We start from the raw sequence: 13,122 nt of genomic DNA, 5'->3' as shown, positions 1-13,122 counted from the left end.
CGCGCGCCGCCGGCGCGGCGCGCCCCCCAGGAGATCCAGATGATTCAATCCGCCCCGCTTCGCCGCCTCGCGACGGGCGCACTGGCCGCCGTCGCGCTGACGGCCGCCGCCGGCGCGTTCGCCGAGCCGCAAGGCTTCCTCGAGACGCTGCATCGTCACACGCTGCTCGTCAACACGGTGCCCGACAACGGCGACCAGAACCCGTACGCGATCGCGGTCGCGCCGGTATCGGCCGGCTCGATCCAGGCAGGCGACGTGCTCGTCGACAACTTCAACAACGCGGCAAACCTGCAGGGCACCGGCAGCACGATCGTCAACTATCGCCCGTCGACCAAGCAGATGAGCCTGTTCGCGACGATTCCGCGCGACCTGAAAGCGTGCCCGGGCGGCGTCGGCCTGTCGACCGCGATGACGATGCTGAAGTCGGGCTGGGTGATCGTCGGCAGCACGCCGAGCAACGACGGCACGACGTCGACGAAAGGCGCCGGCTGCCTGATCGTGCTCGATCCGCAAGGCAAGATCGCGTCGACCTGGTCGAGCGCGAACATCAACGACCCGTGGGGCAACATGGCCGTGGTCGACCGCGGCGACAGCGCGACGCTGTTCGTCAGCATGGCCGGCTTCGGCGTCGGCGGCGCGGACGGCAACCCGCCCGTCTACAAGCAGGCGACCGTGCTGCGCGTCGACCTCGACGTGCCGGCCGGCAAGCCGCCCGTCATCAAGCAGGAAACGGTCGTCGCGAGCGGTCTCGGCGCGCAGGCCGACAAGGGCGTGTTCCTGGTCGGCCCGACCGGCCTCGCGCTGTCGGGCGACCAGAAGAAGCTGTACGTATCCGATGCGATCGGCAACCGGATCGTCGAGATCGACGATCCGCTCACGCGCGACACCAGCGCGGGGGTCGGCCGCCAGGTCACCGCCGACGGCTTCCTGCGCCGCCCGCTCGCGCTCGCGACCGCGCCGAACGGCCATCTGCTCGCGACCAACGCGCTGAACGGCCAGGTCGTCGAGATCGACCCGGTCGCCGGCAAGCAGCTCTATGCGCGCTGGATCGACACCGACAAGGCGCAGTCGCCGCCCGGTAACGGCGACCTGTTCGGGATCGCGATGACGCCGGCCGGCGACGGCTTCTATTACGTCCAGGACGACGTCAACACGCTGATGCTCGCGAAGTAACGGAACCGACCATGGCAGACGATCTGAACCCGCCGCCGCGCCCCGCGCGCCGCGGCTTCCTGAAGGCCGGCGGCGCAGCCGTCGCCGCAGGTCTCGCGGCGGGCACGATGCCGGCCGCCCGCGCGGCCGATGCGGCGCCCGCGGTCGCGCCGGGTGCGCACGCGCACGACGACGACATCGAACCGTTCTACGGCAAGCACCAGGGCGGCATCACGACGCCGCAGCAGCGCAACGCGTATTTCACGGCACTCGACCTCGCGACAACCCGGCGCGCGGACGTGATCGCGCTGCTGAAGACCTGGACCGACGCCGCCGCACGCCTCACGCGCGGCGACACCGCGCAGCCGCTGCCGGCGACCGGCGGCGACGACGTCGCGCCGGCCGACTCGGGCGACGCGCTCGGTATCGGCGCGTCGCGGCTGACGATCACGTTCGGCTTCGGGCCCGGCCTGTTCGCGGTCGCGGGCAAGGACCGCTACGGCCTCGCGAAGCAGCGCCCGGCCGCACTCGTCGACCTGCCGCGCTTCAACGGCGACCAGCTGATTCCGGAGAAGACGGGCGGCGACCTGTTCATCCAGGCGTGCGCGAACGACGCGCAAGTGGCGTTCCACGCGGTGCGCCAGCTCGTGCGCCTCGGCGGCAACGCCGTGCAGATGCGCTGGGGCCAGGCCGGCTTCACGTCCGGCAAGCCGGGCGAGACGCCGCGCAACCTGATGGGCTTCAAGGACGGCACGATGAACCCGTCGCGCGACGATCCGGCCGCGATGAACGAATTCGTGTGGGCCGGCAACGAAGGTCCGGCATGGATGAACGGCGGCACCTACACGGTCGTGCGCCGCATCCGCATCACGCTCAAACACTGGGACAACACCGAGCTCGGTTTCCAGGAGCAGGTGTTCGGCCGCAAGAAGTACAGCGGCGCGCCGATCGGCGGCAAGCAGGAATTCGAAGCGCTCGACCTCGACGCGGTCGACAAGGACGGCAATTCGGTGATCCCCGACAACGCGCACGCGCGTCTCGCATCGCCGCAGGTGAACGACGGCGCGCAGATCCTGCGCCGCGCGTACTCGTACAACGACAGCGCGAACTTCTACATCGAGCGCTGGCCGCCGTGGCGCCAGCAGACCGAGTACGACGCGGGGCTGATGTTCGTCGCGCACCAGCGCGACCCGCGCCGCGGCTTCATCCCGATCAACGAGAAGCTCGCGAAGCTGGACATCATGAACCAGTTCACCACGCACGTCGGCAGCGCGATCTTCGCGTGTCCGCCGGGCGCGCAACCCGGTTCGTACATCGGCGCCGCGCTGTTCGAAGCGTAACGGCCTCGCGACGCCACGCCCTTTTTCCCCGGCCCGTCCGGATGCAACTCACGACGACGACATGAACACTTTTCCCGTTAGCCGCCCGCTGCGGCACCTGATCGCCGCGGCTGCCGCCGCGCTGATGCTGACCGGCGCGCTGCACGCCACGCGCGCGCATGCCGCGACGCTCACGCTGTACAACGCGCAACACGAGCAGGTCGTCAACCAGCTCGTCAAGGACTTCGAAGCGCAAAGCGGCATCACCGTGAAGGTGCGCTCGGGCGAAGGCCCCGCGCTCGCCGCGCAGATCGTCGCGGAAGGCGACCGCACGCCGGCCGACGTGTACTTCACCGAGAATTCGCCGGAGCTCGTGCTGCTCGACCGCAAGGGCCTGCTCGCGAAGACCGACGGCGCCGCGCTGCAGGCGGTGCCCGCGCGCTTCAACCCGGCCGACGGCAACTGGGTCGGCGTGCTCGCGCGCGAGAACGTGCTCGTCTACAACACCGCGAAGCTCCAGCCGCAGCAACTGCCCGCGTCGCTGCTCGATCTCGCGAAGCCGGAATGGAAAGGCAAGGTCGGCGTCGCGCCGAGCGATGCGGACTTCCTGCCGCTCGTGAGCGCGGTGCTCGCGCTGCACGGCGAAGCCGCGACGCTGCAATGGCTGAAGGGCCTGAAGGCCAACGCGCAAGTGTTCGACGACGACGAAGGCGTGACCGCGGCCGTCAACCGCGGCGGCGTGCTGACCGGCATCATCAACAACTACTACTGGGACCGCCTGCACGCCGAACTCGGCGACAAGTCGACCCGCAGCGCGATCCACCACTTCGGCAACCACGACGTCGGGGCCGCCGTGAACGTGTCGGGCGCCGCGGTGCTGAAGGCGTCGAAGCACCAGCCCGAAGCGCAGAAGTTCGTCGCGTATCTCGTCAGCGAGCGCGCGCAGAAACTGATGGCGAACGGCCACATCAGTTTCGAGTATCCGCTGCATCCGGGCGTCGCCCCCGATCCGATCCTGAAGCCGTTCAACGAACTGAGCCCGCCGGCGCTGACGTTCGAACAGCTCGGCGACGACAGCCAGGCCGGCAAGCTGCTGCGCCAGGCCGGCCTGCTCTGACGATGAGCGACGCCGTGTCCCGCACGGCCCGCACCGCGCGCGACGGCGAGCGCACCGCGACGCGGCGCCGCCCGTCGCGCGCGCTCGTCGCCGCGGCCGCGTGCGGGCCGCTCGCGATCCTGCTGCCGCTCGGCTTCACGCTGTACCGTGCAGCCACCTTCGGCATCGACGACGCGATCGAGTTGCTGTGGCGCCCGCTCGTCGGCGAACTGCTCGTCAACACGCTGTCGATCACGCTCGCCGCGACGCTCGCGTGCACGCTGCTCGGCACCGCGGTCGCCTGGTTCATCGAGCGCACCGACCTGCCCGCGCGGCCGCTGTGGACCGCGCTCGCCGCCGCCCCGCTCGCGGTGCCGCCGTTCATCACGAGCTATGCGTGGGTGTCGCTGAGCCTCGACCTGCAGGATTTCCTCGGCGCGCTGATCGTGCTGACTTCCGCGTATTTCCCGCTCGTCTACCTGCCGGTGGCCGCGGCGCTTCGCGAACTCGACCCGGCACTCGAGGAAAGCGCGCGCACGCTCGGCTGCTCGCCGTGGCATACGTTCTTCCGCGTCGTGCTGCCGCAATTGCGCCCCGCGCTATGCGGCGGGATGCTGCTCGTCGCGCTCGGCGTGCTGTCCGAATTCGGCGCGTTCCAGTTGCTGCGCTTTCGCACGTTCACGACCGAGATCTACGCGGAATACCGCACCGCGTTCGACGGCGGCGGCGCGTCGCTGCTCGGCTGCGTGCTGATCGCGCTGTGCCTGCTGTGTCTCGCGATCGAGGCACGGGCGCGCGGCCATGCGCGCTACGGCCATACGCATCGCGCCGCGCGCCGCGTCGCGATGCGTTATCCGCTCGGCACGCTGCGCGGTCCCGTCACCGGCGCGTTCGCTGCGCTCGCGGCCGCGACGCTCGGCGTGCCGCTCGCGATGATCGGCTACTGGCTCACGCAACAAGGTGCTGCCGCCGTCACGCCGGCCGACGTCTCGCCCGAACTGCTGTGGCAAGCCACCCTCGCGTCGTCCGGCTACGGCCTCGCGGCCGCGGCCGTCACGACGCTGCTCGCGCTGCCGCTCGCGTTCCTGCTGGTCCGTCATCCGGGCCGCGTCGCGACGTTCCTCGAACGCACCGCGATGACCGTGCAGGGCGTGCCCGGCATCGTCGTCGCGCTCGCGATCGTGTCGATCACGGTGCGGCTGCTGCAGCCGCTCTACCAGAGCGCGCCGGCGCTCGTCGCCGCATACGCGATCCTGTTCTTGCCGCTCGCGGTCGTCAGCGTGCGGGCGGCGCTGTCGCACGTGCAGGTCCGGCTCGAGGAAACCGCACGCGCGCTCGGCCTTGGCTGGCGCGCGACGCTCACGCGCGTGGTGCTGCCGCTCGCGGCGCCCGGTCTCGGAGCGGCCGCGACGATGGTGTTCATCTCGGTCGTCACGGAACTCAATGCGACGCTGCTGCTCTCGCCCATCGGCACGCGCACGCTCGCGACGCAGGTGTGGAGCGATACGGCGACGCTCGCGTTCGCGGCCGCGGCGCCTTATGCGGCGCTGCTCGTCGCGCTGTCGCTCGGCGCGTCGGGATTGCTGTTCCTGCTGCTCGGCCGCGCGTCGGTGCGCAACTGAGCACCGCTCTTTTTCTCCGGAACCGCCCATGAGCGAACTACGCATCCACGGCCTGTCCAAATCGTTCGGATCGCATACCGTCCTGCACGACATCGACCTCACGGTGCGGCGCGGCACGCGCCTCGCGCTGCTCGGCCCGTCCGGCAGCGGCAAGACGACGCTGCTGCGCGTGCTGTGCGGCTTCGAGCGCGCCGAGCGCGGCACCGTCGAGATCGACGGACGTCGCGTCGCCGCGCCCGACGTGCACCTGCCGCCCGAACAGCGCCGGATCGGCTACGTGCCGCAGGAAGGCGCGCTGTTTCCGCACCTGTCGGTGGCCGACAACATCGCGTTCGGGCTGCCGCGCGCGGCGCGGCGGCGCCATCACCGCGTCGACGAACTGCTCGAGATGGTCGGATTGCCCGCGTCGTACGCGAGCCGTGCGCCGCAGCAGCTGTCCGGCGGCCAGCAGCAGCGCGTCGCCCTCGCGCGGGCGCTGGCGCCCGAGCCGTCGCTCGTGATCCTCGACGAACCGTTCTCCGCGCTCGACACGTCGCTGCGGCACGAAACCCGCAGCGCGGTGGCGGACGCACTCGCCGCGGCCGGTGCAACGTCGGTGCTCGTCACGCACGACCAGCCCGAGGCGATGACGCTCGGCGACGAAGTGGCGGTGATGTGGCAAGGCAGGCTCGTGCAGACGGCCGCGCCGCAGACGCTGTACCGGCAGCCCGTCACGCGCGACGTCGCGTCGTTCGTCGGGCAGGCCGTGCTGCTCGCGGGCCGCGTGCGCGATGCGCGCATCGCCTGTGCGCTCGGCGAGTTACCGCTCGTCGCGCCGCTGCCCGACGGGCCGGCCGACGCGATGCTGCGTCCCGAGCAGATCGGCCTCGTGCCGGTCACCCAGGCCGACGCCGCACGCGGTCATGCAGCGCGCGTCGAAGCCGCGCAATTCGCAGGCCAGGACGCCGACGTGCTCGCGCGCCTCGATGCCGATCGCGACGTGCTCGTGCGCGTCCGCGTGCCGGGACACCGGTGCCCGGCTGTCGGCGAACGCGTCGCGCTCGTCGTCGACGGTGCGGTGATGGCGTACGCGCGCTGAGCGGCGCGCATCGTCGTCACGCGTCGGCGCAGCCCGCGTCCGACAGCGGCCGGAAGGTCCGCCCATCCGTCTCGACGGTCGCGCGCAGCCGCCGCGCAAGCCCCTTCGCGCCTTCGCGCATCACGACGTCGTGATTCCACCGGAACAGCGGCCGCGCGAGCGGCTCGAGCCAGTTCATCCAGCGCACGTGCGTGCGGATGTGCCAGTCGTAGCGCACGACCGTGCGCGGGCCGTCGGCAGCGAACGACCAGCGTCCGTCGCCTTCGATCGCACCGCTCGCGCGGCCTTCAAGTGCATGCGGCCGCTCGACGCGCCGCACGCGCATGTCGAAGGTCAGCCGGTACGGCAGTGCGCCCTTCCACGTATACCGGTGCAGCGCATCGACGCCGCGCGCATCGCCCTGCTCGAGCTCGACGGTGCGCACGGCCCCCTTCCACCAGTCGGGCCAGCGGTCGACCTGGTAGATCGCGTCCCAGACCGCCGCGAGCGGGGCGTCCACGTGCCAGGTCGTCGAGAACCGGTATTCCGCCATGCAGCCTCCGGCAAGTACGTCAGGAGAACAGACCCGCGTGTCGGTCAGGGCGCGAAGAAACGCTCGGGAAATGCGACGTCGATCTCCACGTCGTCGAGCGTCACGGTTTCGAGCGGTACGTCGTCATCGTCGGCGAAGCTGACGACCTTCAGCGGAAAGCCGTCCTCGGCGTCCAGCCACAGCCGGTAGCGATGCACGCCATCGACCACGTGCGCAGGCGCGCCGGTGACCGATACGCGCAGCGCATTCCGGCCGCCGACGGCCTCCTCGCCTTCGGTCACCGTCGCGCCGCCCTGCTGCAGCGCATGAACGTTGCGCAGCAGTTCGCCGACGTCCGACCGGTCGACCCGGTGGCCGCTGCGGTCGCGCACGAGCGGATTGGACGGCGACAGCGTCAGCGCGGGCGGCGCGTGCACGCCGAACGGGCGCAGCCGCACCCTGCCGTCGCCGGGATCGTATGCCAGCACGGCACCGTGATGCGGCGACACGAAATCCATCCGGACGAAGCCCGGTTTCAGGTAGGCGTAGCGGATTTCGGTGTGCTCGCCGCCGCGCGCCGACGAGCGGATCGTCGCGCGGTACGAGTGGACATGGTCGAAATGCGCCTGGGCGACGGTCACGGGGTCGGCTGTCATGCTCGCTCCTATCAGGCTCGCGGCCAGCAACGCGGCGATCACGGCGCCGCCTCGACATCGAGCACGCCTTCCATCCCGCGCTCGCGATGGCTCCTGAAAAACAGCAGCCGATGCGTGCAATAGTAGGCGAACCGGCCCGGCTGCGCCGGCGTGAAACGAAACGTCTTCGGCGTCGTGCCGAGTTCGGTGTGCACCGCAATACCGGCCTGCGGCGCGTCGATCTCGAAGCTGTGCGGCACCACGCCGGGCTCGGACGACACGGTCAGCTCGACCGGCACGTGCGCGCGCACGATCACGTGGTTCGGGCGGAAGAAATAGCTGCCGCCGACGATCGCCACCCGCTGCACGCCGTCGGCGCCGACCGGCACGCGCACCGGCGCATCGCCGTCCGCCCGCGCGAGGGTCGCACTCGCCGCGAGTGCCGCCAGCACGAGCCCCTTCGTCATCTTCATCGCCTGCTCCCTGCCGGCGTCGCGCGTCAGCCCTTCCACGCGTCGGTCGAGCCGCCGAGCGCGCCGCATGCTTCGATCGCGAGCTCGCGCAGGCGCCGCTCATCGCCTCGGCCCGACAACGCGTAGCCCATTCCGCGATCCGACCAGAAATACGTGTAGCGGCCATCGGCCGACATTGCCTGCGGCGCGAGATGCCGTGCGTCGTACGCCGTCACGTACAACGTCACGCGCTCGCCGTCCGCGCGCTGGTACATGAGCTGCGCAGCCGGCCCGTGCTCGCCGGGGAGCAACCGGCCGCCCAGCAGCGCATAACCGTATTCTTCAAGCGAAGGCGCGCGCACCGGGTGCCCCACGCGCGCCGACAGCCATGCGGCAAGACGCCGGGGATCGCCCGCGCCGACCTCGACCGGATGCTCGCGATCGGCGGCGTACAGGGCATACGCGACATCCGCGCGCGCGGCGAACGCCGGGGCGCTGCCGAACGCCGCCCAGCCCGCATGCAGCGCGACACCGATCAGCAGCCCGGCCGCCAGCCCCGAGCATGCATAGGCGAACGCGCGCCAGCGCGGCGCGCGACGCTGCACGAACAACGCGGGCGCCGCGCCCGGCAGCGGGAACAGCGCTTTCAGCGCGTCGCGCTGCGCGCGGTAATGCGCGAATCGTTCGGCCTCCTCCGGATCGGACTGCAGGCGCTCGAGCATCTCGCGCTGCTCGCGCCCGGACAGCTCGCCGTCCAGCAACGCGGACAGCAGCTGAGCCGACGCATCGTCGTCCCGCGGGTTCGAAGCTTGGTGCGAATCGTCCATCATGGCTTCCCGATCACTCGTAACGCGGCCGTGCCGTGCGCCGACGGCTCGTCCGACAGCAGTGCACGCATCTGGGCCCGCGCGCGCGCGAGCCGCGACATCACCGTGCCCACCGGCACGCCGAGCACCTGCGCGGCATCGCGATAGCTCAACTCTTCAAGCGCAACGAGCAACAGCACCTCGCGCTGTTCGACCGGCAGCCGGTACAGCGCGCGCTGCACGTCGCGCAGCACCAGCCCGCCGATCTCGCCGGCCGGCGCGGCCATCGTCTGCCACGGCGCCGTCGCATCGTCGACCGCGATCTCGTGCCGTGCCCGCAACTGGTCGATGAAGCGGTGCCGCAGCAGCGTCAGCAGCCAGGCACGCAGGTTGCCGGCGTCGCGCGGCGGCCGGTTCAGCGCACGCTCGAGCGTGTCCTGCACGAGATCGTCCGCCCAGGCGCGCTCGCCCGTCAGCGCACGCGCATAGCGCGTGAGATGCGGCAGCCACACCAGCAGATCCGATTCGTAGCTCATCGGGATGCCTCGCGCATCGCCGCGCGATCACGGACGCGCGACGTGCCACATGCCGCCGATCCCGTCGCCGCCCGCGTCGCCGGCCTTGCGGTCCATCTTCCAGCGATACAGCGGACGCCCGCGATACGCCCATTGCTTCTTGCCATCGTCGCGCGCGACGAGGCTCAGCGCGCCCGACGCCTTGTCGTATGCATCGGCGAGCGCAGGCGGCCAGTTGGCCGTGCACGCGCTGTCGCACGCGCTCTTGCCGGGCGCGTCGCGATCGAATACGTACAGCGTCATGTGCGCTTCGTCGACCAGTTTCCCGTCGGCGGCCCGGGGCGGTTCCGCGGCCGCCGGCCGCACGATCGCCGCCGTCAGTGCGACGGCGAATAGCATCCGTTTCATTCCCGTTCTCCTTGGCGTGGTGTTACGGCACGGCGGGGCCGGACGGTGCGATCGGCTGCGTTGCGGCCATTATCCCGCCGGCCGGCCGAGCCGGAACTCGGTATGTAAACGGACGGCGGGGACCGGTTATTCCATGCTGCGCCGCGGCGATCGGCAGCGGTCATTCATGGGACGAAAGAAAGCCTGAAGCCCGAAAAAGACAACGCGGCATGACATTACTGTCATGCCGCGTTGCACGACCCGTGTTGCACGACCCTCTCGCACGGCGGCCGATGCGGCGCCGCCGTGCGTTCCCGCCGGTTACTTCGGCAGTGCGCCCGTCAGCGACTGGAGCAGCGTCGTCACCGGTGCGAGCGGGTTGTTCGGCGAGCTGTTGCCCGAATGCGGCGTCACCGACAGGCTCGGCGCGGAACCGAGCGCCGTCCCTACCGACGTGCCGACCGCATTGACGACCGTCGCCGTCGAGTTGGCGCCCGTCGTCAGCAGCGAGCCGACCGCGCCCGCCGTGCCGCCGGCCGCGTTCGCGCCCGCGCCGAGCAGGCTGCCGCCTGCCGCTGCCGTCGAACCGGCTGCGCCCGACAGCGCGCCGGCCGCCTGGCCGAGTGCCGCCGGCCCGTTCCCGAGTGCGCCCGTCACCGAACCGAGTGCGCCGGTCAGTGCGCCGGCCGGATTGCCGCCGCCCGTCAGGCCATTCACGAGGTTCGTGATCGGTGCGATCGGGCTGTTGCCCGCCGCGCCCGACAACGTGCCGACCACCTGGTTCACGACGCCCTGCACCGGCGCCAGCGGGTTGGAGCCTCCGAGATTGCCGAGGGCGCCCGTCACCGAGTTCAGCGCGCCCGTCAGTGCACCGGCCGGATTGCCGCTGCCGAGCGTACCGACGACCTGGTTCACGACACCCTGCACCGGCGCCAGCGGGCTCGTGCCGCCCAGTGCGCCGAGCGCGCCTGCAACCGAGCCGACCGCGTTGCCGAGTGCGCCCGTGGCCGTACCGACCGCATTGCTCAGCGTGCCGGCCGGGTTGCTGCCGCCGAGCGCGCCGACGACCTGGTTCACGACGCCTTGCACCGGCGCCAGCGGGTTCGAGCCGCCGAGGTTGCCGAGCGCCCCCGTCACCGACCCGAGTGCGCCGGTCATCGCGCCGGCCGGATTGCCGCCCGGCAGCGCGTTCTGCAGACCGTTGACGAGGTTCGTGATCGGCGTGATCGGGCTGCCGCCGCCTGCACCCGACAGCGTGCCGACGACCTGGTTCACGACGCCCTGCACCGGCGCCAGCGGGTTCGCCCCGCCGAGCGCGCCCGTCACGGAGTTCAGCGCGTTCGTCAGCGCACCGGCAGGATCGCCGTTGCCGAGCGTGCCGGCGAGCTGCGTGACGACGCCTTGCACCGGCGCGAGCGGGCTCCCTGCACCGCCGACGTTGCCGAGTGCGCCCGTGATCGTGTTGACCGCGTTGCTCAGGGCGCCGGCCGGGTTACCGCTGCCGAGCGTGCCCGTGACCTGGTTCACGACGTTCTGGATCGGCGTGATCGGGTTCGCGCCGCCGCCGAGACCGCCCAGCGCCCCCGTCACCGTACCGAGTGCGCCGGTCAATGCGCCGGCCGGGTTGCCGCCGCCGAGACCGCCCAATGCCCCCGTCACCGTACCGAGTGCACCGGTCAGTGCGCCGGCCGGGTTGCCGCCGCCGAGCGCGCCCGTGACCTGGTTCACGACGCCCTGGACCGGCGCCAACGGGTTCGAGCCCCCGCCGATGCCACCCAGTGCGCCCGTTACCGTGCCGAGTGCCCCCGTCAGTGCGCCTGCCGGGTTGCCGCTGCCAAGTGCACCCGTCACCTGATTCACTACGCCCTGAACCGGCGCCAACGGGTTCGCGCCACCGCCGATACCACCCAGTGCCCCCGTTACCGTGCCGAGAGCCCCCGTCAGTGCGCCTGCCGGGTTGCCGCTGCCAAGTGCGCCCGTCACCTGATTCACTACGCCCTGAACCGGCGCCAACGGGTTCGCGCCACCGCCGATACCACCCAGTGCCCCCGTTACCGTGCCGAGAGCCCCCGTCAGTGCACCTGCCGGGTTGCCGCTGCCAAGTGCGCCCGCGACACCGTTCACCACGCCTTGAACCGGCGCGAGCGGGTTCGAGCCGCTGCCGAGGTTGCCCAGCGCGCCCGTCACCGTGCCGACGACACCGGTCAGTGCGCCGGCCGGATCGCCGCCGCCGATGGAGCCAATAAGCCCGTTCACGACGCCCTGGACCGGCGCGAGCGGGTTCGAGCCGCCACCGATGCCACCCAGTGCGCCCGTCACACTGCCGAGTGCGCCGGTCAACGCACCGGCCGGGTTGCCGCCACCGAGCGCACCCGTGACCTGATTCACCACGCCTTGCACCGGCGCCAGCGGATTCGCGCCGCCACCGATACCACCCAGTGCGCCCGTCACCGTGCCTAGCGCGCCCGTCAGTGCACCAGCCGGATTACCGCCACCGAGCGCGCCCGTGACCTGATTCACGACGCCTTGTACAGGCGCCAGCGGATTCGTGCCGCCACCGATACCACCCAGTGCGCCCGTCACCGTGCCCAGCGCGCCCGTCAGTGCTCCAGCCGGGTTACCGCCGCCGAGCGCGCCCGTGACTTGATTCACGACGCCTTGCACCGGCGCCAGCGGATTCGCGCCGCCGCCGATACCGCCCAGCGCTCCCGTCACCTGGCCCAGCGCGCCGGTCAGCGCACCAGCCGGATTACCGCCACCGAGCGCGCCCGTGACTTGATTCACGACGCCTTGCACCGGCGCCAGCGGATTCGCGCCGCCGCCGATACCGCCCAGCGCGCCCGTCACCTGGCCCAGCGCGCCGGTCAGCGCACCGGCCGGGTTGCCGCCACCGAGCGCACCCGTAACCTGATTCACCACGCCTTGCACCGGCGCCAGCGGATTCGCGCCGCCGCCGATACCGCCCAGCGCGCCCGTCACCTGGCCCAGCGCGCCGGTTAGTGCACCAGCCGGATTACCGCCACCGAGCGCACCCGTCACTTGATTCACCACACCCTGCACCGGCGCCAGCGGGTTTGCGCCGCCGCCGACATTGCCCAGTGCACCCGTTACCGTGCCAACCGCATTGCTCAGCGTCCCCGTCGCCGTGCTCAGCGCACCCGTCAATGCGCCTGCGGGGTTGCCGCCATTCAGTGCCCCCGTCACCTGGTTCAACACGCCTTGTACCGGCGCGAGCGGCTGCACCGTGCCGCCACCGCCGCCGAGTGCGCCCGTCACCGCCCCCACGGCGCCCGACAGCGCTTGACCGGGATCGCCGAGCGACGTCTGGATCGCACCCGACCCGCCCGCCGCAACGGTAACCGAGCCCAGCGGCGACGTGCCCGTCGCGACCAGCCCGACCGTCACGCTGTTCGTCGGCGGATTGACGATCACTTGCGGGATCGGCAGCGAATCGAGGGCCCCCGCCATCGCGGAACCCGAAGCCAGCACCCCGAACACCGTCGCGACCGACAGCGCCACACCCGTCAATTTAAGATTGTGTCCCATCGT

General features: G+C 71.3%; 12 protein-coding genes. 5 read left to right on the top strand and 7 right to left on the bottom strand.

Going from position 1 to position 13,122, the window contains the following annotated elements; all coding sequences use genetic code 11:
- Positions 1–39 precede the first annotated feature (39 nt).
- The 5 genes from OHZ10_RS04210 to OHZ10_RS04190 all read left to right on the top strand — a co-directional run bounded on the left by OHZ10_RS04210 (position 40) and on the right by OHZ10_RS04190 (position 6,267).
- Complete coding sequence (locus tag OHZ10_RS04210) at positions 40–1,173, top strand: hypothetical protein (protein ID WP_174994368.1); 1,134 nt, start codon at positions 40–42, stop codon at positions 1,171–1,173.
- A gap of 11 nt (positions 1,174–1,184) precedes the next feature.
- Positions 1,185–2,492 carry an iron uptake transporter deferrochelatase/peroxidase subunit gene (gene efeB, locus OHZ10_RS04205; protein WP_342703717.1) on the top strand — a complete coding sequence of 436 codons (1,308 nt, stop codon included), beginning with the start codon at positions 1,185–1,187 and terminating at the stop codon, positions 2,490–2,492.
- Between the two features lie 61 nt (positions 2,493–2,553).
- Positions 2,554–3,588, top strand: a complete 1,035-nt coding sequence (locus OHZ10_RS04200; protein WP_059235816.1) for an iron ABC transporter substrate-binding protein — start codon at positions 2,554–2,556, stop codon at positions 3,586–3,588.
- A 2-nt stretch (positions 3,589–3,590) separates the two neighbouring features.
- On the top strand, positions 3,591–5,189 hold the full coding sequence (locus OHZ10_RS04195; protein WP_342703715.1) for an iron ABC transporter permease: 1,599 nt from the start codon (positions 3,591–3,593) through the stop codon (positions 5,187–5,189).
- Positions 5,190–5,217: 28 nt separating this feature from the next.
- Entirely contained in the window at positions 5,218–6,267 is a 1,050-nt protein-coding gene (locus OHZ10_RS04190; RefSeq protein WP_059235819.1) for an ABC transporter ATP-binding protein, read from the top strand.
- Between the two features lie 16 nt (positions 6,268–6,283).
- Here OHZ10_RS04190 and OHZ10_RS04185 read toward each other — a convergent pair whose 3' ends face one another.
- The 7 genes from OHZ10_RS04185 to OHZ10_RS04155 all read right to left on the bottom strand — a co-directional run bounded on the left by OHZ10_RS04185 (position 6,284) and on the right by OHZ10_RS04155 (position 13,119).
- Positions 6,284–6,799, bottom strand: coding sequence for an SRPBCC family protein (locus OHZ10_RS04185; protein ID WP_256085633.1), 516 nt, complete (start codon positions 6,797–6,799; stop codon positions 6,284–6,286).
- 44 nt (positions 6,800–6,843) lie between these two features.
- Positions 6,844–7,476, bottom strand: a complete 633-nt coding sequence (locus OHZ10_RS04180; protein WP_059235824.1) for a LolA family protein — start codon at positions 7,474–7,476, stop codon at positions 6,844–6,846.
- Positions 7,473–7,886 carry a hypothetical protein gene (locus OHZ10_RS04175; protein WP_059236880.1) on the bottom strand — a complete coding sequence of 138 codons (414 nt, stop codon included), beginning with the start codon at positions 7,884–7,886 and terminating at the stop codon, positions 7,473–7,475. Before OHZ10_RS04175 ends, OHZ10_RS04180 begins: the two co-directional genes overlap by 4 nt.
- A gap of 26 nt (positions 7,887–7,912) precedes the next feature.
- Complete coding sequence (locus OHZ10_RS04170) at positions 7,913–8,695, bottom strand: anti-sigma factor (RefSeq protein WP_342703712.1); 783 nt, start codon at positions 8,693–8,695, stop codon at positions 7,913–7,915.
- Complete coding sequence (locus OHZ10_RS04165; protein ID WP_059235828.1) at positions 8,692–9,207, bottom strand: sigma-70 family RNA polymerase sigma factor; 516 nt, start codon at positions 9,205–9,207, stop codon at positions 8,692–8,694. Before OHZ10_RS04165 ends, OHZ10_RS04170 begins: the two co-directional genes overlap by 4 nt.
- Positions 9,208–9,234: 27 nt before the next feature.
- Complete coding sequence (locus tag OHZ10_RS04160) at positions 9,235–9,594, bottom strand: hypothetical protein (protein WP_340623849.1); 360 nt, start codon at positions 9,592–9,594, stop codon at positions 9,235–9,237.
- Between the two features lie 300 nt (positions 9,595–9,894).
- A complete protein-coding gene (locus OHZ10_RS04155) occupies positions 9,895–13,119 on the bottom strand; it encodes a hypothetical protein (RefSeq protein WP_342703710.1) in 3,225 nt (1,074 codons plus the stop codon).
- Between the last annotated feature and the right edge of the window lie 3 nt (positions 13,120–13,122).

Origin of the sequence: Burkholderia arboris, from assembly GCF_038723655.1 — a bacterium.
Classification (GTDB): Bacteria; Pseudomonadota; Gammaproteobacteria; order Burkholderiales; family Burkholderiaceae; genus Burkholderia; species Burkholderia arboris.
Note: the sequence above shows the minus strand (reverse complement) of the source record. Positions and strands in the feature narration are given on the sequence as shown.

What these genes read in the sequence shown, in the direction of transcription:
- OHZ10_RS04210 (WP_174994368.1), top strand. Translation starts at nt 40, where the DNA reads ATGATTCAATCCGCCCCGCTTCGCCGCCTCGCGACGGGCGCACTGGCC.
- efeB (WP_342703717.1), top strand. Translation starts at nt 1,185, where the DNA reads ATGGCAGACGATCTGAACCCGCCGCCGCGCCCCGCGCGCCGCGGCTTC.
- OHZ10_RS04200 (WP_059235816.1), top strand. Translation starts at nt 2,554, where the DNA reads ATGAACACTTTTCCCGTTAGCCGCCCGCTGCGGCACCTGATCGCCGCG.
- OHZ10_RS04195 (WP_342703715.1), top strand. Translation starts at nt 3,591, where the DNA reads ATGAGCGACGCCGTGTCCCGCACGGCCCGCACCGCGCGCGACGGCGAG.
- OHZ10_RS04190 (WP_059235819.1), top strand. Translation starts at nt 5,218, where the DNA reads ATGAGCGAACTACGCATCCACGGCCTGTCCAAATCGTTCGGATCGCAT.
- OHZ10_RS04185 (WP_256085633.1), bottom strand. Translation starts at nt 6,799, where the DNA reads ATGGCGGAATACCGGTTCTCGACGACCTGGCACGTGGACGCCCCGCTC.
- OHZ10_RS04175 (WP_059236880.1), bottom strand. Translation starts at nt 7,886, where the DNA reads ATGAAGATGACGAAGGGGCTCGTGCTGGCGGCACTCGCGGCGAGTGCG.
- OHZ10_RS04170 (WP_342703712.1), bottom strand. Translation starts at nt 8,695, where the DNA reads ATGATGGACGATTCGCACCAAGCTTCGAACCCGCGGGACGACGATGCG.
- OHZ10_RS04165 (WP_059235828.1), bottom strand. Translation starts at nt 9,207, where the DNA reads ATGAGCTACGAATCGGATCTGCTGGTGTGGCTGCCGCATCTCACGCGC.
- OHZ10_RS04160 (WP_340623849.1), bottom strand. Translation starts at nt 9,594, where the DNA reads ATGAAACGGATGCTATTCGCCGTCGCACTGACGGCGGCGATCGTGCGG.
- OHZ10_RS04155 (WP_342703710.1), bottom strand. Translation starts at nt 13,119, where the DNA reads ATGGGACACAATCTTAAATTGACGGGTGTGGCGCTGTCGGTCGCGACG.